The following is a 22,635-nucleotide window of genomic DNA, read 5'->3' as shown; positions in this document are numbered from 1 at the left end:
GCCTATCCCAGGAGCTTCGCGACGTTCTGGAAGCCGGTGACCAGCACCGGCGGCAGATAGATGCCGGCCATCAGCACCAATCCGAGGTGCGTGAACATCGGCACGTAGGAGGCTTCCGCGGGTGCGGTCTTGCCCTTGGGCTCGCCGAACATCACCACGCCGACCCGCAGGAAAAGCCCGCCGAGCGCGATGATGATGCCAAGCACCAGGATCACCGTCAGCCAGGGCGCGCGGGCGAAAGTCGAGCTCACCACTAGAAACTCGCTCATGAAGATGCCGAGCGGCGGCAGCCCGACGATGGCGATGACGCCGAGCATCAGGCCCCACCCGAGCACCGGGTTGGTCGTCGTGAGGCCGCCGATATCGGCGATCTTCTGTGTGCCCTTGACCTGTGCGATATGGCCGACGGCGAAGAAGATAGCCGACTTGGTCAGCGAATGCATGGCCATGTGCAACAGACCCGCGAAATTCGCGAGCGGGCCGCCCATGCCGAAGGCGAAGACGATGATGCCCATATGCTCGATCGAGGAATAGGCGAACATCCGCTTGATGTCGCGGCGCCGGTACAGCATCAGCGCGGCGAAGATCACCGAGATCAGGCCCATGGTCACCATCAGCGGACCCGGCGCGATCGCCTCGGAGTTGACCGCGAGCATCATCTTGAAGCGCAGCAGCGCATAGAGCGCGACGTTGAGCAACAGGCCGGACAGCACCGCCGAGATCGGCGTCGGGCCCTCGGCATGCGCATCCGGCAGCCAGGCGTGCAACGGCGCGAGGCCGACCTTGGTGCCGTAGCCGAGCAGGAGGAAAACGAAGGCGACGTTGAGCAACGCCGGGTCGAACTGTGCGGCGTGCTTCACCAGCACCGTCCATACCATTCCGTCCAGCCCCTCGCCCACCGCGGGGCGGGCCGCCATATAGACCAGGATCGTGCCGAACAGCGCGAGCGCGATGCCGACGCTACCGAGGATGAAGTATTTCCATGCGGCTTCCAGCGCCTCATGGGTGCGGTAGATGCCGACCATCAGCACGGTCGTCAGCGTCGCCACCTCGACCGCGACCCACATCAGGCCGATATTGTTGGCGACGAGCGCGAGGTTCATCGCGAACATCAGCATCTGGTACATCGCGTGATAGAAACGCAGAAAGGCCGGCGTCAAGCGCCCGGTCTCGATCTCGTGGTGGATGTAGCTCGCGCTGAAGACCGACGTCGTGAAGCCGATGAAGGTCGTCAGAACTATGAAGACCTTGTTAAGGTCGTCGAGCAGCAGATATTGCCCCGACGTCGGCTCGATCACGAACAGCGACAGCGAAGTGAGGAAGGTCGCGAGCGCCGCGGCGATGTTGAGCCTCGCCGCCAGCATGTAGCCAGGCAGGATCGCGAGCAGAGCGGCCGAGATGGTCGGGATCAGCAGGATCGCACCGAGCGCATCGAGCGTCATCGCCGCTCTCCCCTGAAGCGATCGAGCGCCTGTACGTCCACGCTGTCGAAACGCTCGCGGATGCGGAACAGGAAGATCCCGATCACGATGAAAGCGATCAGCACCGAGAAGGCGACGCTGATCTCGACCACCAGCGGCATACCCTTGGCGCCGGTTGCCGCCAGCACCAAGCCGTTCTCCAGCGACATGAAGCCGACGACCTGGCTCACCGCGTTGCGTCGCGTAACCATGATCAGGAGACCCAGCAGCACCACCGACAGCGCGAAGGCGAGATCCTCGCGCGCGAGCGCGTCGGCGCCCGGCGTCACCCGCAACATCACCACCATCGACAGCGCGACGAGTCCTATGCCGGCCATCATGGTCAGCCCGACGCCGATCACGTTCTCGATCTCGCGGTGGATACCGAGCCGCTTGATGATCCGGTGCAGCGCCACGGGGATGATGATGGCCTTGAAGGCCAACGCGATCAGCGCCGTGATATAGAGATGCGGCGCTTGCTGCACATAGGCCTGCCAGGCCACCGATAGCGCCAGCACGCCGGCATGCAGCGCATAGACATTCAGCAGCGCATAGAGTCGATCCTGATAGAGCATCATGAAGCTCGCCAGCACGAGCGAGCCGGCGAGCAGATGGGCGATGTCGAATTGCAGGCTGCTCATCTCTCAGAGGCTCCCCGACACGAAGCGCAACAGGGTGGCAAGCAATGCCAGCATCAGCGCCGCGCCCAAGAACTCCGGAATCCGGAACACGCGCATCTTGGCGATTGCGGTCTCGAACACGGCAAGCAGGAAGCCGAGGACCGTCAGCTTGCCGAAATAGACCAGTGTGCCAAGCGCGAGCCTTGCAACGCTCGCATCCGCAGTCGCCGTGCCCCATGGCAGGAACACGCAGGCGATCAGCGAGACGTAGAGCAGAAGCTTGAGCTGCGACGACAAATCGATCAGCGCGAGATGCCGCCCTGAATATTCCAGCACCATGGCCTCGTGCACCATGGTGAGCTCGAGATGGGTGGCGGGGTTATCGACCGGGATACGGGCATTCTCCGCCAGCGCCACGATGGTCAGCGCCACGAACGCCATTCCCAACGACACACGCAGACCGACCGCGTCCGAGCCCATGAACTCGGCCACCGTGGGCAGCTGCGTCGAGCCGGCGATCATTGCCACCGAGAACGCGGTGATCAGCATCGCGGGCTCGGCGAGGGAGGCGATCATCACCTCACGGCTGGAGCCGATGCCGCCGAAGGCGGTTCCGACGTCCATGCCGGCGAGCGCCTGGAAGAAACGAGCGCTGCCGAGCAGCGCAGTGATGGCGATGAGATCGGCGGTCCAGGAGAACAACAGACCATTGCCGAAAGTCGGCACCAGCGAGGCGGCGACCCAGGTGCCCGCGAACATCAGATAGGGAATGACGCGAAACAGCCAGGATGCGTTGTCCGCGAGCACGACGTCCTTGCGCATCAGGCGGACGAGGTCGCGATAGGGTTGGAGCAGCGGCGGTCCACGCCGCCGTAGCAGCCGAGCCTTCACCTTCCGCACGAAACCCGTCAGCAGCGGCGCGAGTCCCAGCACCAGCGACATCTGCGCGCCCTGGGAGAGGATGTCGCGCAGCCCGTTCATAGTGCCACCACCAGCAGCAGCACGACCAGCGCCACGAATACCAGCGTCAGGTAGCGGCGGATGCTGAGGAACTGCAGGATATTGATGCGCTCCGTCGCAAAGCCGATGGCCCTCGCGATCGGCGCGTACAGCCAATCCCAGATCCGATCGTGCAGTTCGACCTGGAGCCGCGCAGGAAGCGGCGAGGACGGCGGCGGCATCTCGCCGATCTCGCGTGCGCCAAAGACGACGCTGCCGAACACACGGCGGATCGGCTGCGAGAAGCTGGAGGCTGAGTACTGGATCGCCGGGTTCGCGTCGGGATAGCCGCAATCCCAGGCGGGTGCGCGGCGTAAGCGGTCGGAGGCGAGACGGTGAATGGCTGACGCCGCCGCCGTGCCGCAGAGTGCCACGAACAGGAACACCAGGAGGCCGTTATAGGAGCTGCGGCTTTCCGCAATCGGCACGATGGTGAGCCACTGCAATCCGACTTGATGCGGCATGATGTTGCCGACCATATCCTTGCTCACCGGTGCCAGTGCATCGATGAACAGCCCGGGCAGGATACCGGCAATGAGGCAGAAGGCGGCAAGCGCGAACATCGCGGTCAGCGAGAAGCGGTCAGTCTCATGCGCTGACGCCGCGACGTCCGAACGCGGCCGACCGAGAAAGCTGATGCCAAAGAGCTTGACGAAGCAGGCCGCGGCAAAGGCGGCCGCGAGCGCCAGCAAACCCCCGACCGCCGGGATGACGAGCTTGAGACCCCAAGAGGGCAGTTGCGGTGAAAGCAGGATCGCCTGGAAGATCAGCCATTCCGAAACGAAGCCGTTGAACGGCGGCAATGCCGAGATCGCGACGCAGCCGACCAGCATCACAAACGCCGTCTTCGGCATGCGATGGATCAGCCCGCCGAGCTTCTCCATGTCGCGCTCGCCGGTCGCTCCCAGCACCGCGCCGGCGCCGAAGAACAACAGGCTCTTGAACAGCGCATGATTGAACACATGCATCATCGCCGCGGTGAAGGCGAGCGCCGCCACCCAGTCGAGCCCTTCCGCCTTGAAAGCCAGCGCCAGCCCGAGGCCGGTGAAGATGATGCCGATGTTCTCAATCGTTGAATAGGCGAGCACGCGCTTGATATCGCGCTGCATCAGCGCATAGAGCACGCCCAGCGTCGCCGTCGGACCGCCGACCAGCAGCACCACCATGCTCCACCACCACACCGGTTCGGGCACAAGATCGAAGACGATGCGCACGAAGCCGTAGACGGCGACCTTGGTCATGACCCCGCTCATGAGGCCGGAGACGTGGCTGGGCGCCGCGGGATGGGCGAGCGGCAGCCAAGCGTGCAGCGGCACCAAGCCAGCCTTGGAGCCGGCCCCCAGCAGCACGAGGATGACCACCGTGCCGGTCAGCGCAGCGGAAGGATGCGAGGCTCGGATCGCATCGAAATCGTAACCGGCGTTGCTCGCGAGCAGGCCGAAGGCGAGCAGCAGCGCCAGCGTGCCGAAACTTGCCATCAGAAGATAGACGTAGCCGGCGCGGACATTCTCTGCGTCCCGGTGATGCGATACGACCATCGCCCAGGAGGTCAGCGACATGAATTCCCAGGCGACCAGGAAGCTGAAGGCATCGTTTGCCAGCACGACGACGTTCATCGCTGCGAGGTAGGCGGGATAGAACGGCAGCACGCGGCCGGGGGAATCCTCGTGCTGGCCGTAACCGATCGCGAACAGACTCGCAGCGACGCCGCCTAGATTGACGACGACGAGGAAGAAGGCGGACAGTGCATCGAGCCGGAAATGAGCACCGAGCCACGGCAATCCGATCGGCAGTATCGCGCTCGGCGCCAACTGAGGGGAATAGAGCAGAGCGGACAGCGCCGTGACACAGAGCGTCGATGTGGCGATCAGGCATCCGCCGTAAAGGATGATCGAGCCGCGCGGGCGCGTCGACAGCACGACTCCCGCAGGCGCCAGCGCCAGCAGAGCCGCCACCGACCATAGCGCGACGGCGATCATGGCCGGTCCTCGATCATGATTTGTGCGCGCGCCCTCATCCCGATTGGCCGCCCGCGCTTGGAGGTGGAGACTTCAGCCGCACACCGCGGCCCCCGGCGCTCGACACCGCCCCCTCGGCAATCAGCTCGATGCCGGCAGCCGATAGCGCTTCAACCAGCTTCACCAGGGAATCGACATTGCCGCGGATCACCCCTTCGGAGGCCTCCATACGCTGGATCGTCGGCAGCGACAGCGAACAGCGCTGCGCGAGTTCGCGCTGGTCGATCCTGAGCAAAGCACGGGCGGCTCGAAGCTGCGCGGCGGTGATCACGGGGCAGGATGTCCGTGGCAGTTACAATGGTTGATTTGCCAAGCTTAGGACGCACGAAATGATGTTTCAAGCATCATTTTCTACATGCGGCGCATCATACCGCTCGCCCCCCTCGGAACTCACGCCCTCGCACTCCGCCATCAGGCTCGTCCGCCATTCCGGACGCGAGTGACGCGCCACCAAAGCGCGACCGCGCAGCTGTCCGGCGGATCGCCCAGGCATGACGGAGTGAGAGAAGAGACGCGGATGCCCGCGACAGAAGCTAGTCAAGCCGGGGCAAAGGCGACCACGCAAATGCGGCGAAAGATTCCAGGGTCGCGCTCGCGCACCTAGGTCGTGACTGCCCGCCTCAAAACTCGCTCGCGATCTTCGAGAGCATCGCGAGGAGGGCTTCGCGGTTGGCCTGGCCGAGCAGTTCGTTCAGCCGCGCCTCGTGCTTGGTGGCAACGAGCTTCTTGGCGCGGGCCAGCACGGCCTTGCCCTTGTCGGTCAGCACCAGGATGTGCGAGCGGCGGTCGTTGGTGGAGCGGATCCGCGCGCAAAGGTCGCGACTCTCGAGATTGTCGAGCATCGCCACGAAGTTCGGCCTGAGGATGCCTAGCGTAGAGGCGATCTCGGTCTGGTTACGGCCGGGATTCTTCTCGACCAGCAGCAGCACGGAGAACTGCGCCGGCGTGAGCTGGAGCGAGGCCATGCAGCGCAAAAAGTTCTCGAACACCTTGAGCTGCGCCCGCTTCAAGACATAGCCGAGCTGTTCGGAGAGCTCGCCGAGCTGAAGGGCTTCGCTCTGGACTTCAGTCGCGTCTTTGCGGCCCTTGGCCGGGTCGGCCGACTTCCCAGAGGACTTTTCAGCGGTTTTGGAAACGGTCATCGCCTCGTGCTCGTAATCCCGCTAAATTCGGGCCGGGTCGTTCCCCGCCCTTGATGTTATATTTGATAATTGTTATAGACCATATCAAATATCGTCAGCGTTTTTCAATGGCTGTGAGCGAACCGTCCACCGCAATCGAGGGGACCGGTTCGTAATCTTGAGGGGGAGCGTCCGGTCTTGAATACCACCATCATGCTGTTCCTGATGCAGGACGGCATCACCAATGGCGCGATCTATGCGCTGCTCGGCCTGGCGCTGGTGCTGGTATTCGCCGTCACCCGTGTGATCCTCATTCCCCAGGGCGAATTCGTCACCTACGGCGCGCTGACCTACGCCTCGCTGGCCGCGGGCCAGATGCCGGGAACGGCAAAGCTGGCGCTGGCGCTCGGTATCGGTGCCTTCGCCTTCGACCTGATCGTGGCGCGCAAGGCGCTGCACGGGCGGCTGATCCTGCGCAGCGTTGTTACCAACATCGTGCTGCCTTCCATCGTGCTGGCGCTGACCGTGTACTTCGCGGCCCAGAAGCCGCCGGTCGCAATCTGCATCGTGTTGTCGCTGGTGATCGTCGCGATGATCGGCCTCTATCTCTACCGCATCGCGTTCCAGCCGCTGGCGCACACCTCGGTGCTGGTGCTGCTGATCGCCTCCGTCGGCGTCCACCTCGCGCTGCAGGGCCTCGGCCTCCTGTTCTTCGGCGCCGAAGGCCAGCGCGGCCCCGCCGTGCTGTCCGGCGCCTTCACAGCCGGCGCGCTGCGCTTCACCGGCCAGAGCCTCACCGTCTACGGCATCACCGTTGCCTTCATCGTCGGGCTCTGGCTGTTCTTCGGCCTGACGCTCTACGGCAAGGCGCTGCGCGCGACCGCCGTGAACCGGCTCGGGGCGCGGCTCGCGGGCATCCGCACCACGTTGTCGGGGCAGATCGCTTTTCTACTGGCGTCCGTCATCGGCGCGCTGTCGGGCATCATGATCGTGCCGATCACGACGCTCTATTACGATTCGGGCTTCCTGATCGGCCTGAAAGGTTTCGTCGCCGCGATCATCGGCGGCCTCGTCAGCTACCCCTTGACCGCCGTCGCGGCGCTGGTGGTCGGCCTCGTCGAGGCGTTCTCGTCCTTCTATGCCTCCAACTACAAGGAGGTGATCGTTTTCATGCTCTTGATCCCCGTGCTGCTGCTGCGCTCGCTCGCCGCGCCGGCGGTCGAGGAAGAGAAGGACTGAGGCTAAGATGCAGAGCCGGCTTCCCATTCTCGTCTTCGCACTCGTGATGGCGGCGATCCCGTTTGTCCCGGGCATGCCCCCGTTCTGGATCGTGCTGCTCGACAATATCGGCCTTACCGCGCTGGTCGCGATGGGCCTCGTGCTGCTGACCGGCGTCGGCGGCCTGACCTCTTTCGGACAAGCAGCCTTCGTCGGCTTCGGCGCCTATACCACCGCGGTGCTGTCGACGGCCTACGGCCTGTCGCCCTGGCTGACGCTGCCGCTATCGCTGGCGGTCAGCGGATCATTGGCGGTGCTGCTCGGTCTGATCACCGTCCGCCTCTCCGGCCATTACCTGCCGCTCGGCACGCTCGCCTGGGGGCTCGGCCTGTTCTATCTGTTCAGCAAGCTGGAATTTCTCGGCCGCAACGACGGCATCTCGGCGATCCCGCCGCTGTCGATCGGCACGTTCAAGATGCTCTCGCCCGGCTCGATCTATTACGCGATCTGGGTCGCCGTGATCCTCTCGGCACTGCTGACGATGAACCTGCTGGATTCCCGCACCGGCCGCGCCATCCGCGCGCTGCGCCGCGGCCATGTCGCGGCCGAGGCGTTCGGCGTGCACACGCCCCGCGCCAAATTGCTGGTGTTCATCCATGCCGCCGTGCTGGCCGGCCTTTCGGGGTGGCTCTACGCGCATCTCCAGCGCGCCGTAAACCCGACGCCGTTCGGCGCGCAGGCCGGCATCGAATATCTCTTCATCGCGGTGGTCGGCGGCGCCGGCTATGTCTGGGGCGGCGTTCTGGGCGCGGCGATCGTCGTGGTCCTCAAAGAGGTGCTGCAAAGCTATTTGCCACTGATCCTGCCCGGCTCCGGACAGGTCGAGACCATCGTGTTCGGCATCATGCTGGTCGCCCTGCTGCAGCTTGCGCCCGGCGGCCTCTGGCCCTGGCTGATCTCCTTCCTGCCCGAGCGCGCCGGAGGCAAGAAGCCCGACACCTCCCTGAAGCTCGAGCAGCGTCCCCGCGCGCCCGGCGAGGGCAGCATCCTGCTCCAGGTCGACAAGGCGCGAAAACAGTTCGGCGGCGTCGTCGCCGTCAACAACGTCTCCTTCGACGTCCAGGCCCGCGAGATCGTCGCGCTGATCGGCCCGAACGGCGCCGGCAAGAGCACAACCTTCAACCTGATCACCGGCGTGCTGTCGGCCACGGCAGGCTCGATCTCGGTGCTGGGCAAGAAGGTCGACAAGGCGCCGCCGCAGGAGATCGTCAAGCTCGGCATCAGCAGGACTTTCCAGCATGTGAAGCTGGTCCCCGACATGACCGTGCTGGAAAACGTCGCGATCGGCGCGCATCTGCGCGGCCATGCCGGGCCGATCTCCTCGATGCTGCGGCTCGATCGCGCTGACGAGGCAAAACTGCTTGCGGAGGCCGCCCGCCAGATCGAGCGCGTCGGCCTCACCGAGCAGATGCACCAGCTCGCAGGCTCGCTTTCGCTGGGGCAGCAACGCATCGTCGAGATCGCGCGGGCGCTTTGCGTCGATCCGATGCTGCTGCTGCTCGACGAGCCCGCCGCGGGCCTGCGCCACATGGAGAAGCAGCGGCTTGCGACACTGCTGCGCGACTTGCGCGACGGCGGCATGAGTGTGCTGCTGGTCGAGCACGACATGGGCTTCGTCATGAACCTCGCCGATCGCATCGTGGTACTCGATTTCGGCACCAAGATCGCCGAAGGCACCCCCGCCACGATCAAGACCAATCCCGAAGTGATCAAGGCCTATCTCGGAGTGGCGGCATGAGCGCGCTGTTGTCCGTCACCGACGCCCATGTCGCCTATGGCAAGGTCGAGGCCGTGCGCTCGGTCTCGCTCGAGGTCGGCGCCAACCAGATCGTCACCATCGTCGGCGCCAACGGCGCCGGCAAGACCACGCTGCTATCCGCCATCATGGGCATCCTGCCGCTGAAAGGCCGCGTCGCCTTTGCCGGGCAGGATCTGGCCCGGCTCGACATCGAGGATCGCGTCGCGATGGGCCTCGGCCTCGTTCCCGAGCACCGCGAATTGTTCGTGACCATGAATGTCGAGGACAATCTCGAGTTAGGGGCCTTCCGCATCGAGCGCAGCCGTGCCAAGTCCTCGATCGAGCGGGTCTACGCGCTGTTTCCACGGCTGAAGGAGCGCCGCAAGCAGCTCGCCGGGACGCTGTCGGGCGGCGAGCAGCAGATGCTCGCGATGGGCCGCGCACTGATGGGCGAGCCGAAACTATTGATGTTGGACGAGCCGAGCCTCGGCCTCGCCCCGATCATCGTCGCCGATATCTTCCGCATCGTCACTGAGCTCCGCGCCAGCGGCGTCTCCGTGCTGCTGGTCGAGCAGAACGCGCAGGCCGCGCTGAAGATCGCGGACCGGGCTTACGTGATGGAGCTCGGCGAGTTCGTGCTGAGCGGCAAGGCCAGCGACATCGCCGCGAACGAGCGGGTCGCGGCGAGCTATCTCGGCTTCCAGCACGAAGGTGAAAGCGCGCTGTAGGTCTTCTCCCTCTCCCTGCTTGCCGGGAGAGGCGAAGCTCAGCTCGCCTTCCCCTTCAACGCCGCGACCTCCGCCTCCAGCTCCGCGATCCGCGCATCCCTGGCCGCCAGCGCGGCCGCGACATCGGCCGCATCGAACTTCTGCGGAATGTGCTGCGGGCAGTTGGTGTCCCAGGCCGCGATCTTGAACAGGATCACCTGCTCCGGCCGCGCGCGATAGCCTTTCGGCATTAGAGCTGTCGTCAGTGCCACGTCGTCCTCGACTACGCGCGCCTCGCCCCAAATCTTCACGCGGCGGCGATGGGCGTAGTCCATCACGAAGATGTAGGCCTTGGGGTTCTCCGAGAGGTTTCCTTGCGTGATGTATTGCCGGTTGCCCGCGTAGTCGGTGAAGGCGAGCGTCTGCTTGTCCAAGACCTTCAAGAAGCCCTTCGGGCCGCCGCGGTGCTGGATATAGGGCTGACCATCGGCCGATGCGGTGGCGAAATAGAAGCTATTGGCGCCAGCCAGAAATGCCGCAAGGCTCTCGTCGACCTCGGTGCGCCAGCCGCGCTGTTCGGCCTCGGCATAGCCTTCGCGCGATCCCTTTCGGGACTGAATCGATTTCACCGCCGGCGAGAAGGCGACGTCGCTGGCGTAGATGTGAGTTGCCGTCATCGGAACATCTCCGGGGATTCCGACGCATTGCTGCGTCTTCGACCTGTAATCTGGCCCTTTCTTCGGCTCGAACAATCTCGCCGCTTGACACTTCATCGTTGCAATATATGCAATAATGCCATGGACCGTCTCGAAGCCATGCACGTCTTCGTCACCGTCGCCGATCTTCGTGGCTTTGCGCCGGCGGCGCGCAAGCTGCGGCTGTCGCCTTCGGTGGTGACACGAATGATTGCTGCGCTGGAGGAGCATCTCGGCGCGCGGCTGTTGCAACGGACCACGCGGCAGGTGACGCTGACCGATGTCGGGACGCGATACCTCGAACGCGCGCGGCGCATCCTCGCCGATGTCGAGGAGGCCGACGGCTCCGCGCGCGAAGAGCGCAACCGGCCGAGCGGACGGCTGGTGGTGTCGGCCCCGGTCGGCTTCGGCCGGCTGCATGTCGGGCCGGTCATGACCGCCTATCTCAAGCGCTATCCCGAGGTCGCCTGCGAATTGCGGCTGTCCGACCATCTCGTCAACCTCGTGGAGGATGCCGTCGACGCCGCGGTGCGGATCGGTCACCTCGCCGATTCCTCGCTGGTGGCGCGCCAGGTCGGCGAGATGCGGCGGATCGTGGTGGCCTCGCCCGCCTACCTCAAGCGCCACGGCGAGCCGAGGACGCCGGAGGCGCTACGCGAGCACCAGACCATCCAGTTCGGCCCATCCGCCGATTGGCACTTCGTGCAGGACGGCCGCGACATCGAGCTGACGACGGCCCCGCGCTTCATCAGCAACAGCGCCGATGCAGCGCTGCAATATGCCGAGGCCGGCGGCGGCGTCACGCGGGTGCTGGCCTATCAGGCCGCCGAGGGGCTGAAGCGCGGACGGCTGAAAATCGTGCTGGCAAAATATGGGCAGCCGGCACTGCCGATCCACATCGTCTATCCGACTTCGCGCCTGCTCTCGGCCAAGGTGCGCGCGTTCATCGATCTCGTGGTGGAGACGGCGGAGTGGAGGTTCGGGTGAGTGCGTGTCCCGGACGCGCCGCGCAGCGGCGCAGAGCCGGACCCAGACGGCCAAGAGGAAAGCTGCGGATGGATGGGCCCCGGCTCTGCAGCGCACCGCCGAAGAGGGCGCTGCGCTGCGTCCGGCGCACGATATCACCCCTTCTTCGGCAACACGCGAAACGTCCCGCTGGCGCGCGCGATCACGGCATCATCCGCCCTCACCAGGCATTGTGCGAAACAGATCGTAGAGCCGGTCTTGATCGCTTCGCCCTCGACCGCGAGCCATTGGCCGATCTCGGCAGCACCGGCATAGTCGATCGACAGCGAGATCGTGACCAACGAGGTCGTCCAGCCACTCGCCTGCGCGCAGCTGTAGCCCATGGCGGCGTCGGCCAGCGCCGCGATCAGCCCGCCGTGGATGAGCCCGCGTGAATTGGTGTGCGGCACCGCCAGCCGCAATCCGACGGTGACGCCCTTGTCGGTCTTCTTCGAATAGAGCGGCTCCCAGGGATCGGTGAGCGGCGCCTTGCGGAAATGCGGCTCGAAGCCGGCGGGGATGTCGGGAGTGGTCATGGGCGTCTCGCGTTTTGCTGTGTCGCCGTCATTGAACGCGACGGACGTGACAGATGCATCAATTACAAAGTTTTAAACGGGATTTGCGCGAGCGTTTGAAACGGGACACGCCCGTCATTGCGAGGAGCTCTTGCGACGAAGCAATCCAGGATCTTTCCGCAGAGACGGTCTGGATTGCTTCGCTACGCTCGCAATGACGATGGAGCCCAAGCACGCGATGCCGTAGGGTGGGCAAAGGCGCGACAGCGCCGTGCCCACGATCTCTCCACGATTGCGAAAGCTGGTGGGCACGCTTTCGCTTTGCCTACCCTACGGCACCGACGACGCCGCCCTTAAAACGGCAGCCCCACGTAATTCTCCGACAGCGACGTCATGGCCGCCTGCGACTGCGTGACGTAGTCGAGCTCGGCGAGCTGGATGCGCGCGCCGATGGTGCCGGTGTCGGGGAATTTGTGCAGCATCGAGGTCATCCACCAGGAGAAGCGCACGGCTTTCCAGACGCGCGCCAGCGCCCTGGTGGAATAGGCGTCGATCCCGGCGCTTGATTTCTCGTCGTAGAATTCGCGTAGCGCGCTCGACAGATAATGCGCATCGCTGGCTGCGAGGTTGAGGCCCTTGGCGCCGGTCGGCGGCACGATGTGGGCGGCATCGCCGCACAGGAACAGCTTGCCGAAACGCATCGGCTCGGCGACGAAGCTGCGCAAAGGCGCGATGCTCTTTTCGATCGAGGGGCCCGTGACGAGGCTGTCGGCGGCCTCCTGGTCGAGCCGGCGCTTCAATTCGTCCCAGAAGCGATCGTCCGGCCATTGGTCGACGTGGTCGTCCAGCGAACACTGCACATAGTAGCGACTGCGTCGGGTCGAGCGCATGGTGCACAGCGCAAAGCCGCGCGCATGGTTGGAGTAGATCAGCTCATGGCTGACCGGCGGCGTCTCCGACAAAATGCCGAGCCAGCCGAACGGATAGACCCGCTCGAACTCCTCGATCGCCGAAGCCGGAACGCTGGCGCGGCTGACGCCGTGAAATCCGTCGCAGCCGGCGATGAAATCGCAACCGAGCGTGTGGGTGACGCCGTCCTTGACGTAGGTCACGCGCGGGTGACTGCCGTCAAAATCATGCGGCTGGACGTCCTTGGCCTCGTAGACCGAGACGAGACCGGCGGCCTTGCGCGCATTCATCAGGTCGAGCGTGACTTCGGTCTGGCCGTAGATCATGACCGTCTTGCCGGTCGCACCCTTCATGTCGATGCGATGACGGCGGCCGGAAAAGGCAAGCTCGATGCCTTCGTGCACCAGACCTTCGGCATGCGCCCGGGTCCCCGCCCCGGCCTGGTCGAGCAGCGCGACGGTTCCCTCCTCCAGCAGGCCGGCGCGGATGCGGCCGAGCACGTAGTCCGGGCTCTGCCGCTCCAGGATGACATTGTCGATGCCGTAGGCGTGCAGCAATTGCCCAAGCAACAATCCGGCCGGCCCGGCCCCGATGATTGCGACCTTTGTCCGCAATACTTGCTCCTTCCGATCCTGTAGGCTTTGGTCGCTGCCGCTTGTCGCGCCGGCTCGCGGACGATAATTATATCATATAACGGTTGGGCAAAAAGGGGAGCGATGGTCGCCCGAGCAGCGACAAATCCGTGCAACATGGCTGACGTAGCTGGGCGACGAGGCGCGCACCAATTCCGGCTTGAACGCGCCGGCCAATTAGATAACATGTTAATTAACGAGACCGGGCCATCGAAGCCCACCGTCGACAACAGGGAGAGACGCGTGATGAGAAAAGCCTGTCTGGCATTGCTGCTGGCCGCGAGCGTGACGCCTGCCTTCGCGCAGGACAAGACCTTCGATTTGAAGATCTCGCACTGGGTGCCGGCTTCGCATCCGCTGCAGAAGTCGCTGGAAGACTGGGCCGCGGCGGTCGAGAAGGATTCCGGCGGCACCATCAAGGGCAAGGTGTTTCCGGCCCAGCAGCTCGGCAAGGCGTTCGACCATTACGACATGGCGCGCGACGGCATCGCAGACGTCACCTACGTCAATCCCGGCTACCAGCCCGGCCGCTTCCCGATCGTCGGCGCCGGCGAGCTGCCGTTCCTGATCTCGGACGCCAAGGGCGGCTCGATGGGGCTGGATGCCTGGTATCGCAAATATGCCGAGAAGGAGATGAAGGACGTCAAATACTGCCTCGCCTTCGTCCACTCGCCTTCCTCCTTCCACTCCAAGACCAAGAAGATCGTGATGCCTGAGGACGTGAAGGGCATGAAGATCCGCCCGGCGCACGCCACCATGGCGAACTTCGTCACCTCGCTCGGCGGCACCAACGTGCAGTCCTCGGCGCCGGAAGTGCGCGACATCATCGAGCGCGGCGTCGCCGACGGCGTCACCTTCCCCTGGGGCTCCCTGGTGCTGTTCGGCATCGACAAGGTGACCAGGTACGACATGGAGGCGCCGCTCTACACCACGACCTTCGTGTTCGTGATCAACAAGGACAAGTACAATGCGATGTCCGACAAGCAGAAGGCCGCGATCGACAAGAACTGCTCGGTCGAGATGGCCGGCGTGGTCGGCGAGCACTGGGGCAAGTTCGAGGATGCCGGCATCGACAAGGTCAAGGCGGAGTCCGGCCACGAGGTCTACAAGCTGACACCCGAGCAGACCGCCGCCTGGAAGAAGGCCGCCGAGCCGCTGGTGAAGACCTGGGCCGAGGGCGCCAAGAAGGCCGGCGCCGATCCCGACGCCGCGCTGGCAGACCTCAAGGCCTCGCTGAAGAAGTACAACGCGCTGGCAGAGTAGCCTCAACCGCGGCCGCGCACTTGCTGCACCTTCCCGCTTGCGGGAGAGGTCGGCGCGGAGCGCCGGGTGAGGGCTCCCTCCTCTTGGGGGTTCTCGATTGCGGAGACACCCGCTCCCCCGCAAGCGGGGGAGGGAGCGCAGCTCGATCGCGGGCACACCTCGCACTCGTCGGAAGGACTCTTTCCCCATGAAGCGCTCCTGGATGGACCGCATCATCGACACGATCGAATGGATCGCGGCCGGCTTCGTCGGCATCGTCGCGCTCGACATCTTCGTGTCGGTGCTGCTGCGCAATACGCTGAACTACTCGATCCCCGACAGCTTCGACATCGGCCGCATGCTGCTCGGCATCCTCATTTTCTGGGGCATCGCGGCGACTTCCTATCGCGGCACCCACATCACCGTGGATCTGGTCTGGGGCAATGTCGGCCCGCGCTACCAGCGCTGGATCGACGTGTTCGCGACCCTGGTGCTGCTGTTCGTGGTGACCGTGCAGACCTGGACGTTGTTCGACAAGGTGCGCGGCACCTACAACGACAACGTTCAGACCTTCGACATGCACATGCCGACCTGGCCGTTCTTCGCGATCGCCTGGATCGGCGACGTCTCCGCCGTGCTGCTGATCGCGATCCGCACCTACCGGCTGATCTTCCATCCTGAAGAGATGCACGATCCCAAATTGAAGGCGACGGAGTAATCATGAGCACCGATGCCGTCGCCTTAATCGGCTTCGTTTCCCTGTTCGTCCTGATGCTGCTGCGCGTACCCGTCGGCATGGCCATGGGGCTCGTCGGCGTCTCCGGCTTTGCCTATCTCGTCAACGGCAATGCGGCGCTGAAGCTGGTCGGCCAGACCTCGATGCGCACGGTCACCGACTACACCTTCGGCGTCATCCCGATGTTCCTGCTGATGGGCTCGTTCGTGTCAAATTCCGGCATGAGCCGCGAGCTGTTCCGCGCCGCCAACGGCTTCGTCGGTCATTTGCGCGGCGGGCTCGGCATCGCCACCGTCGGCGCCTGCGGCGGCTTCGCCGCGATCTGCGGCTCCTCGGTCGCGACTGCCGCGACCTTCTCCGCCGTCGCCTATCCCGAGATGCGCCGCTTCGGCTATCCGCAATCCTTTGCCACCGGCGTGATCGCAGCGGGCGGCACGCTCGGCGCGATGCTGCCGCCGTCCACCGTGCTCGCCGTCTACGGCATCATCACCGAGCAGGACATCGGAAAGCTTTTCATCGCCGGCATCATCCCGGGCCTCTTGGCGATGACCATGTACATGGTCACGATCTTCCTGATCGGCTATTTGCGGCCCGACTTCCTGCCCAAGGGCAAGGTGACTTCGTGGCGCGAGCGCTTTGCGGGCCTGAAGGAGATCTGGGCGCCGGTGCTGCTGTTCGTGTTCGTGATCGGCGGCCTCTACGGCCTGCCCTTCCTGCCGCGCTTCACGCCGACGGAAGCCGGCGGCGTCGGCGCCGCCGGCGCCTTCGTCATCGGCGTGCTGACGGGCCGCCTCGACCGCGAGAAGATCCTGGCCTCGCTGCTGCAAGCGACGCGCACCGCGGCCGCTGTCTTCACCGTGCTGATCGGCGCGCTGATCTTCGGCTATTTCCTGACGGTGACGCAGACGCCGCAGAAAGTAACCGAGTTCCTCACCGGTCTCGGCCTCGGCAGCTACGGCGTGCTGGCGCTGATCATGGTGATGTATCTCGTGCTCGGCTGCCTGATGGACGCCATGGCGATGATCATCCTCACCGTGCCGATCATCTTCCCCGTCATCACGCATCTCGGCTTCGATCCGATCTGGTTCGGCGTCATCATCGTCATGACCGTCGAGCTCGGCTTGATCCACCCGCCGGTCGGCATGAACGTCTTCGTCATCAAGAGCGTGGTGAAGGACGTCTCCTTCTCCACCATCTTCAAGGGCGTGATCCCGTTCGTGGTCACGGACCTGATCCGCCTCGTGATCCTGATCGCCTTCCCGCTGCTGGCGACCTGGCTGCCGACACGGATGATGGCGAACTAAAGAGGTGAAGCGATGACGACACCGACGCTGGAGACCAAATACGTCTTCACCATCACGGCGAAGATTGGCGACGTCGTCACCGCCGGTGAGACCGGCATCGGCGTTCGCCGCATCATCCCGATCATCGGCGGCGAGGTGGAGGGCGCGATATCAGGCAAGGTGCTGCCGTTCGGCGCCGACTTCCAGACCATCCGCCCCAACGAGCTGATCGACCTCGAGGCCAAATACGCCTTCGAGACCGACGACGGCGCCGTGGTCTATGTCGAGAACAAAGGCATGCGGTTTGGCCCGGTCGAACTCTTGCAAAAGCTCAAGCGTGGCGAGCCGGTCGATCCCAAGCTAATTTATTTCCGCACCGTGCCGAAATTCGAGACCGGGCACGAGAAATATCGCTGGCTGATGGAGCACATTTTTGTGGGCTCAGCCGCGCGCCATGCCGATCGCGTCGTGATCGACGTGCATCAGGTGATGTGACTCTTTGGGAACTCACGGGTACCAACCCGTGCCCGGCCTTCCCTGCGCCTTCTGAGCCAATTCGGGAGCGCGACGGGCGCAAAGCTCGGGCAGATCCTGCCGTGAGAGTGTGGCGGCGTGCCTGAGCTCATTGAAGGTGAGAGCTGAATCCGCCTATGACGCGCCTCTGAGCTGGTTCAGGATACGACTTGCGCGAGATTGCGCAGACCACGGGAGTGCCACCATGTCCCTCATGGCTTCCAGCGACTCAAATCCACGACACAGTTTCGATCCTGCCGAGATGGGCGCCATCGCCCATCTCTATCGGGGCGAGGTCTATCGCTCGACGATCTGGCGAACGCGACTCGATAACACGACCAATTGGGCCATTGTCACGATGGGCATCGCGCTGTCGACGACCTTTTCGAGCCCGCAAGCATCTCCGCTGCCGCTCGTGCTCGTCGGGTTGCTGCTTGCTGCGTTCCTCGCGATGGAGGCGCGGCGCTATCGCTATTTCAACGTCTGGCGCGCCCGCGCCCGCTGGATCGAGAAGAATTTTTACGCGCCGATGTTCACGGGCGAAGCGCACGATGACGGCTGGCAGACGGTTCTTGCGCGTGATTACACCGCGCCACGCCATCACATTTCGTTCGTCCGCGCTGCGGGGCGGCGGCTGCGACGCAACTACGTTTGGATCCTCGCCATCCAGGCCGTGGCCTACTACGGCAAGATTGCAATCCATCCGACGCCCGCAGAGAGCTTGGCGGAATTTGTCGATCGCGCGGCGGTCGGACCGCTTCCCGGCTGGATCATTCTGCTCATGGGGGGCGCCTACGATTTGGGCTGGCTGGCGTTCGCGTTCGGCACGCTCTGGCTCGACCAGCGCGAGCACGGGACCAAGGGCGATGGCGTTGCAATGGGCTAGCTAGCGACGGGGAAGTCCGGCCGAGCGCCGGGGGTCCCCCGCCCGCCCCCAGGGAGAGGATCGGGAACCCGCCCCTCCTTGACTCCCCCAGAATTCGTTATACAACATAACTATTCTGATAAGGACGCAAATGACACAGGGAAACGCCGAGCCCGCTGCCGCGGGTGCCTCCGGGCTACTCCGGATCGAGAGGGTGGACCGGGTTCTGACCGTGGGTCTGAACCGGCCGGCCAAGCGCAATGCGCTCAATGACGGCATCATCCTGGAAATCGGCGAATGTTTCGCGTCCCTGCCCGAGGATATCGGCGCGGTCGTCATCCACGGCATCGGCGATCATTTCTCCTCCGGCCTCGACCTCTCCGAGCTGACCGAGCATGACGCCACCGGCGGCCTGCTGCATTCCCAGATGTGGCACCGGGTGTTCGACCGCATCCAGTACAGCCGCGTGCCCGTGATCGCGGCGCTGAGGGGCGCGGTGATCGGCGGCGGGCTGGAGCTTGCCTGCTCGGCGCATATCCGCGTCGCGGAGCCCACCACCTATTTCGCGCTGCCGGAGGGCCAGCGCGGCATCTTCGTCGGCGGCGGCGGCTCGGTGCGGCTGCCGCGGCTGATCGGCGTCGCCAGGATGATGGACATGATGCTGACGGGCCGCGTCTATAGCGCGACCGAAGGCGCCTCCTACGGCTTCGCGCAATATGTAACGGAAGCCGGCAATGCGCTCGGCAAGGCGATGGAGCTTGCGACCAAGGTCGCCTCCAACGCGCCGCTGACTAATTTCGCCGTGCTCCAGGCGCTGCCGATGATCGCGGAGGCCAATCCGCAGACCGGCCTGCTCATGGAATCGCTGATGGCCACCGTGGCTCAGAGCGACAAGGAGGCAAAACGCCGGATCCGCGAATTCCTCGAGCACAAGACCGCAAAGGTAAAGCCCAAGTCATGAGCGCGCAGCCGTCCTCTTCCAGCATGGAGCGCGGCGCGAGCACTTCCCCGCTGCGGCCCATCTCGTTCGGCGATCCTGCCGTCAACATCGAGCGCCGCGACGACGGCACGATTTACCTGCGGCCCAAACAGCTGCTCGGCGACTATCCCGCCCGCATCACCGACCGCCTGCATCATTGGGCGACGACCACGCCGGATCGCGTCTTCATGGCGGAGCGCGAAGGCGGCCGGGGCTGGCGCAAGATCACTTACGCCGAGCTGCTCACCGCGAGCCGGCATATCGCTTCAAGCCTGATTGCGCGCGGCCTGTCGGCGGAGCGGCCGGTCGTCATCCTTTCCGGAAACTCGATCGACCACGCATTGCTCGCGTTCGGCGCGTTCTATGCCGGCATTCCGTTCTGCCCGGTGTCGCCAGCCTATTCGCTGGTGTCGAAGGACTACGGCAAGCTGTCCTATCTGATGAAGCTGCTGACGCCCGGCCTCGTCTTCGCGGAAGATGCCGACAAGTTCGCCGATGCGCTCGCCGCCAACGTCTCGCTCGGCACCGAGATCGCCGCGTCCTATGGCGGCGTGCCGGGCCGTGACGTCACCCTGCTGGCCGACCTCATGGCGGCTCCGATCCGCAGCGATCTCGACGACGTCCATGGCAGGATCGGCCCCGACACGATCGCAAAGTTCCTGTTGACCTCGGGCTCGACCGGCAATCCCAAGGCCGTCATCAACACCCAGCGCATGATCTGCGCCAACCAAGTGATGTTGCGCGAGACGCTCGCCTTCCTCAAGGACGAGCCGCCCGTCATCGTCGACTGGCTGCCCTGGAATCACACCTTTGGCGGCAATCACAATATCGGCCTGACGCTCTACAACGGCGGCTCGATGTATCTGGACGCCGGCAAGCCGATGCCCGGCGGCATCGAGGAGACCGTGCGCAATCTCCAGGAGATCTCGCCGACGGTCTATTTCAACGTGCCCAAGGGCTATGAATCGCTGCTGCCCTATTTGCGCGACGACCAGAGCCTGCGCGCAAAATTCTTCGACCGATTGCACGCGATGTTCTTCTCTGGCGCTGCGCTCTCGCCCTTCATCTGGGACAGCCTCGACGAGCTCGCGGTGAAGGAAAAAGGTTATCGCGTGCCGATGCTGACCGGCCTTGGGGCGACCGAGACCGCGCCGTTCTTCATGTCGGTCAATCCACGCACCAGCCGCTCCGGCCATGTCGGGCTGCCCGTATCGGGCAACGACGCCAAACTGGTGCCGAACAACGGCAAGCTGGAGGTGCGCGCCAAGGGGCCGAACGTCATGCCCGGCTACTGGCGCCAGCCCGACATCAGCGCGAAATCCTTCGACGAGGAAGGATTTTACATGATGGGCGATGCGCTCAAGCCCGCAGACCCCGACGATCTCAATGCCGGATTCGATTTCGACGGCCGTGTCGGTGAGGACTTCAAGCTCGCCAGCGGCACCTGGGTCAGCGTCGGCCCCTTGCGCGCGCGCCTCACGGCGGCCTGCGCACCGCTGGTGCGCGACGTCGTCATCGCCGGCATCAACCGCGACGAGGTCTCCGCGCTGGTCGTGCTCGACCTCGACGGCTGCCGCCTGATCAATCCGACGCTGCCGACCGACGATCTCGTCGTCGCAACACGCGACCGCCTGGTGCGCGAAGCCTTCCGCGAGCGCCTGACCCGTTTCCTCAGCCAAGCCACGGGATCCTCGACACGGATCACGCGCGCGATCCTGATGGACACGCCGCTCTCGATCGACAAGGGCGAGGTCACCGACAAGGGCTCGATCAACCAGCGCGCCGTGCTCGAGCACCGCACCGAATTGATCGAGGAGCTCTACGCTGCCAATCCATCCAACCGTGTGATATCGGTCGGATAGCATGAGAGATGGGATGTACCGGCTGGCGCTTGCTTCACCTCGCCCCGCTTGCGGGGAGAGGTCGAATTTGCGCAAAGCGCAAATTCGGGTGAGGGGGACTCTCCGCGCGTCCCACTCTCACCTTCCCTGCGGAGAGCCCCCCTCACCCCAACCCTCTCCCCGCAAGCGGGGCGAGGGAGTTCATTTCGTCTAGAATTCCGCTAAAGGAGAACGCCATGTTGTTGAAGGATCAGGCAGCCATCGTCACCGGCGGTGCATCGGGACTGGGCGCGGCCACTGCGCGAAAGCTGGCTGCGCAGGGTGCCAAGGTCGCGGTGTGCGATCTCAATACCAAGCTTGCTGAAACCGTTGCCGCCGAGATCAAGGGCGTCGCCGTGACCTGCGACGTCTCCGATGCCGCTTCCGCCGAAGCCGCGGTCGCGCAGGCTGCGAAAGCTCACGGCCCGGCGCGCGTACTGGTCAATTGCGCCGGCATCGGCGTTGCCAAGCGCGTGGTCGGGCGCGACGGCCCGATGGCGCTCGCCGATTTCGACAAGGTGATCAAGGTCAATCTGATCGGCACCTTCAACATGCTGCGCCTTGCCGCCACCGAGATGTCCAAGCTGGAGCCGCAGGCGACCGGCGAGCGCGGCGTCATCATCAACACGGCCTCCGTTGCCGCCTATGACGGCCAGATCGGGCAATCCGCCTATTCGGCCTCCAAGGGCGGCATCGTCGGCATGACATTGCCGATCGCGCGCGAGCTGGCGCAGTTCGGCATCCGCGTGCTGACCATCGCACCCGGCCTGTTTCTGACGCCGCTGCTTGCGAACCTGCCGCAGGAAGCCCAGGACTCGCTCGCCGCCGCCATCCCCTTCCCGCGCCGGCTCGGCCAGGCCGACGAATTCGCCGCGCTCGCGCTGCACATGGTCGAGAATGCATACCTGAACGGCGAAGTGGTGCGCCTCGACGGCTCGCTGCGCATGGCGCCGAAATAAGGCGCGCGACGCATGTTCGTGAACCGGCGCGAGGTCCAGATCCAGTGGGGCGATTGCGACCCCGCCAACATCGTCTACTATCCGCGCTATTTCGCGATGTTCGACGATTCGACCTCGACCCTGTTCGAGGTCGCCGGCTTCTCCAAGCAGGATCTGGTCCGCAAATACGGCCTGGTGGGCATCCCCATGGTCGACACGCGGGCCAAGTTCTACATCCCCTCGACCTATGGCGACTGGATCACCATCGAAACCAGAATCGAGAGCATCAAGCGCTCGAGCTTCGAGGTGAAACACAACGTCTACAAGGCCGAGGCGCTGGCGATCGAGGGGTTCGAGACCCGCGTCCTGGTGGGCCGCGATCCCGTTAACCCAGACAAGCTGAAATCGGCACCATTCCCGGCGGAAATGGTAGCCAAATTCACGGGAAGCTAAATCGCCGCATCACCAAAAGAGGGGGCTGAATTACCCCCCGATTTCTGCT

General features: G+C 64.5%; 22 protein-coding genes. 13 read left to right on the top strand and 9 right to left on the bottom strand.

Translation table 11 applies throughout. The features are described 5' to 3' along the window. Positions 1 to 2: 2 nt before the first annotated feature. From XH84_RS08695 to XH84_RS08670, 6 genes are all read right to left on the bottom strand, one after another. Positions 3 to 1,442, bottom strand: a complete 1,440-nt coding sequence (locus XH84_RS08695) for a hydrogenase 4 subunit F (RefSeq protein WP_128922216.1) — start codon at positions 1,440 to 1,442, stop codon at positions 3 to 5. After that, positions 1,439 to 2,101 (bottom strand): hydrogenase-4 component E, encoded by a 663-nt coding sequence (locus XH84_RS08690; RefSeq protein WP_128922217.1) that lies wholly within the window; start codon positions 2,099 to 2,101, stop codon positions 1,439 to 1,441. The genes XH84_RS08695 and XH84_RS08690 overlap by 4 nt, the downstream gene beginning before the upstream one ends. A gap of 3 nt (positions 2,102 to 2,104) precedes the next feature. Continuing rightward, a complete protein-coding gene (locus tag XH84_RS08685) occupies positions 2,105 to 3,061 on the bottom strand; it encodes a respiratory chain complex I subunit 1 family protein (RefSeq protein WP_128922218.1) in 957 nt (318 codons plus the stop codon). Beyond that, on the bottom strand, positions 3,058 to 5,058 hold the full coding sequence (hyfB, locus tag XH84_RS08680) for a hydrogenase 4 subunit B (RefSeq protein ID WP_128922219.1): 2,001 nt from the start codon (positions 5,056 to 5,058) through the stop codon (positions 3,058 to 3,060). The genes XH84_RS08685 and hyfB overlap by 4 nt, the downstream gene beginning before the upstream one ends. Before the next feature lie 34 nt (positions 5,059 to 5,092). Further along, positions 5,093 to 5,368, bottom strand: a complete 276-nt coding sequence (locus XH84_RS08675) for a transcriptional regulator (RefSeq protein WP_164936609.1) — start codon at positions 5,366 to 5,368, stop codon at positions 5,093 to 5,095. 349 nt (positions 5,369 to 5,717) lie between these two features. Further along, on the bottom strand, positions 5,718 to 6,239 hold the full coding sequence (locus XH84_RS08670) for a MarR family winged helix-turn-helix transcriptional regulator (protein ID WP_128922221.1): 522 nt from the start codon (positions 6,237 to 6,239) through the stop codon (positions 5,718 to 5,720). Positions 6,240 to 6,416: 177 nt separating this feature from the next. On the opposite strand from XH84_RS08670, the gene XH84_RS08665 reads away from it, so the two are divergent. Genes XH84_RS08665 through XH84_RS08655 form a run of 3 tightly spaced genes read left to right on the top strand, consistent with a single transcriptional unit; the run spans position 6,417 to position 9,962 of the window. Further along, positions 6,417 to 7,457, top strand: coding sequence for a branched-chain amino acid ABC transporter permease (locus XH84_RS08665; protein WP_164936610.1), 1,041 nt, complete (start codon positions 6,417 to 6,419; stop codon positions 7,455 to 7,457). 7 nt (positions 7,458 to 7,464) lie between these two features. After that, positions 7,465 to 9,234, top strand: a complete 1,770-nt coding sequence (locus XH84_RS08660; RefSeq protein WP_128922222.1) for a branched-chain amino acid ABC transporter ATP-binding protein/permease — start codon at positions 7,465 to 7,467, stop codon at positions 9,232 to 9,234. After that, a complete protein-coding gene (locus XH84_RS08655) occupies positions 9,231 to 9,962 on the top strand; it encodes an ABC transporter ATP-binding protein (RefSeq protein WP_128922223.1) in 732 nt (243 codons plus the stop codon). The genes XH84_RS08660 and XH84_RS08655 overlap by 4 nt, the downstream gene beginning before the upstream one ends. A gap of 38 nt (positions 9,963 to 10,000) precedes the next feature. Here the strand turns inward: XH84_RS08655 and XH84_RS08650 are convergent, their stop codons facing one another. Then, on the bottom strand, positions 10,001 to 10,618 hold the full coding sequence (locus XH84_RS08650; protein ID WP_128922224.1) for a pyridoxamine 5'-phosphate oxidase family protein: 618 nt from the start codon (positions 10,616 to 10,618) through the stop codon (positions 10,001 to 10,003). Between the two features lie 120 nt (positions 10,619 to 10,738). On the opposite strand from XH84_RS08650, the gene XH84_RS08645 reads away from it, so the two are divergent. After that, complete coding sequence (locus XH84_RS08645; protein WP_128922225.1) at positions 10,739 to 11,623, top strand: LysR family transcriptional regulator; 885 nt, start codon at positions 10,739 to 10,741, stop codon at positions 11,621 to 11,623. Between the two features lie 134 nt (positions 11,624 to 11,757). On the opposite strand, the gene XH84_RS08640 is transcribed toward XH84_RS08645, so the two are convergent. Further along, complete coding sequence (locus XH84_RS08640; protein ID WP_128922226.1) at positions 11,758 to 12,177, bottom strand: PaaI family thioesterase; 420 nt, start codon at positions 12,175 to 12,177, stop codon at positions 11,758 to 11,760. Positions 12,178 to 12,509: 332 nt separating this feature from the next. Beyond that, positions 12,510 to 13,679, bottom strand: a complete 1,170-nt coding sequence (gene pobA, locus XH84_RS08635; protein ID WP_128922227.1) for a 4-hydroxybenzoate 3-monooxygenase — start codon at positions 13,677 to 13,679, stop codon at positions 12,510 to 12,512. A gap of 264 nt (positions 13,680 to 13,943) precedes the next feature. On the opposite strand from pobA, the gene XH84_RS08630 reads away from it, so the two are divergent. From XH84_RS08630 to XH84_RS08585, 9 genes are all read left to right on the top strand, one after another. Continuing rightward, entirely contained in the window at positions 13,944 to 14,960 is a 1,017-nt protein-coding gene (locus tag XH84_RS08630) for a TRAP transporter substrate-binding protein (RefSeq protein ID WP_128922228.1), read from the top strand. Positions 14,961 to 15,147: 187 nt separating this feature from the next. Then, positions 15,148 to 15,657 (top strand): TRAP transporter small permease, encoded by a 510-nt coding sequence (locus XH84_RS08620; protein ID WP_128922229.1) that lies wholly within the window; start codon positions 15,148 to 15,150, stop codon positions 15,655 to 15,657. Positions 15,658 to 15,659: 2 nt separating this feature from the next. Beyond that, a complete protein-coding gene (locus tag XH84_RS08615) occupies positions 15,660 to 16,979 on the top strand; it encodes a TRAP transporter large permease (RefSeq protein ID WP_128922230.1) in 1,320 nt (439 codons plus the stop codon). Positions 16,980 to 16,991: 12 nt separating this feature from the next. Further along, on the top strand, positions 16,992 to 17,453 hold the full coding sequence (locus XH84_RS08610) for a DUF3237 domain-containing protein (RefSeq protein WP_128922231.1): 462 nt from the start codon (positions 16,992 to 16,994) through the stop codon (positions 17,451 to 17,453). A gap of 223 nt (positions 17,454 to 17,676) precedes the next feature. Next, complete coding sequence (locus XH84_RS08605) at positions 17,677 to 18,357, top strand: DUF2270 domain-containing protein (RefSeq protein ID WP_128922232.1); 681 nt, start codon at positions 17,677 to 17,679, stop codon at positions 18,355 to 18,357. A 130-nt stretch (positions 18,358 to 18,487) separates the two neighbouring features. Continuing rightward, positions 18,488 to 19,297 carry a crotonase/enoyl-CoA hydratase family protein gene (locus XH84_RS08600; protein WP_128922233.1) on the top strand — a complete coding sequence of 270 codons (810 nt, stop codon included), beginning with the start codon at positions 18,488 to 18,490 and terminating at the stop codon, positions 19,295 to 19,297. Beyond that, the gene (locus XH84_RS08595; protein ID WP_128922234.1) at positions 19,294 to 21,177 is read left to right on the top strand and encodes a feruloyl-CoA synthase; all 1,884 of its coding nucleotides are present in this window, start codon (positions 19,294 to 19,296) and stop codon (positions 21,175 to 21,177) included. The genes XH84_RS08600 and XH84_RS08595 overlap by 4 nt, the downstream gene beginning before the upstream one ends. 215 nt (positions 21,178 to 21,392) lie before the next feature. Beyond that, positions 21,393 to 22,154, top strand: a complete 762-nt coding sequence (locus XH84_RS08590; protein ID WP_128922235.1) for an SDR family NAD(P)-dependent oxidoreductase — start codon at positions 21,393 to 21,395, stop codon at positions 22,152 to 22,154. A gap of 12 nt (positions 22,155 to 22,166) precedes the next feature. Next, complete coding sequence (locus XH84_RS08585; protein WP_128922236.1) at positions 22,167 to 22,586, top strand: acyl-CoA thioesterase; 420 nt, start codon at positions 22,167 to 22,169, stop codon at positions 22,584 to 22,586. The last annotated feature ends 49 nt before the right edge of the window (positions 22,587 to 22,635 follow it).

It is taken from the genome of Bradyrhizobium nanningense (assembly GCF_004114535.1).
GTDB lineage: Bacteria > Pseudomonadota > Alphaproteobacteria > Rhizobiales > Xanthobacteraceae > Bradyrhizobium > Bradyrhizobium nanningense.
The sequence above is the reverse complement of the archived record's forward strand: the minus strand, read 5'-3'. Positions and strand labels throughout refer to the sequence as shown.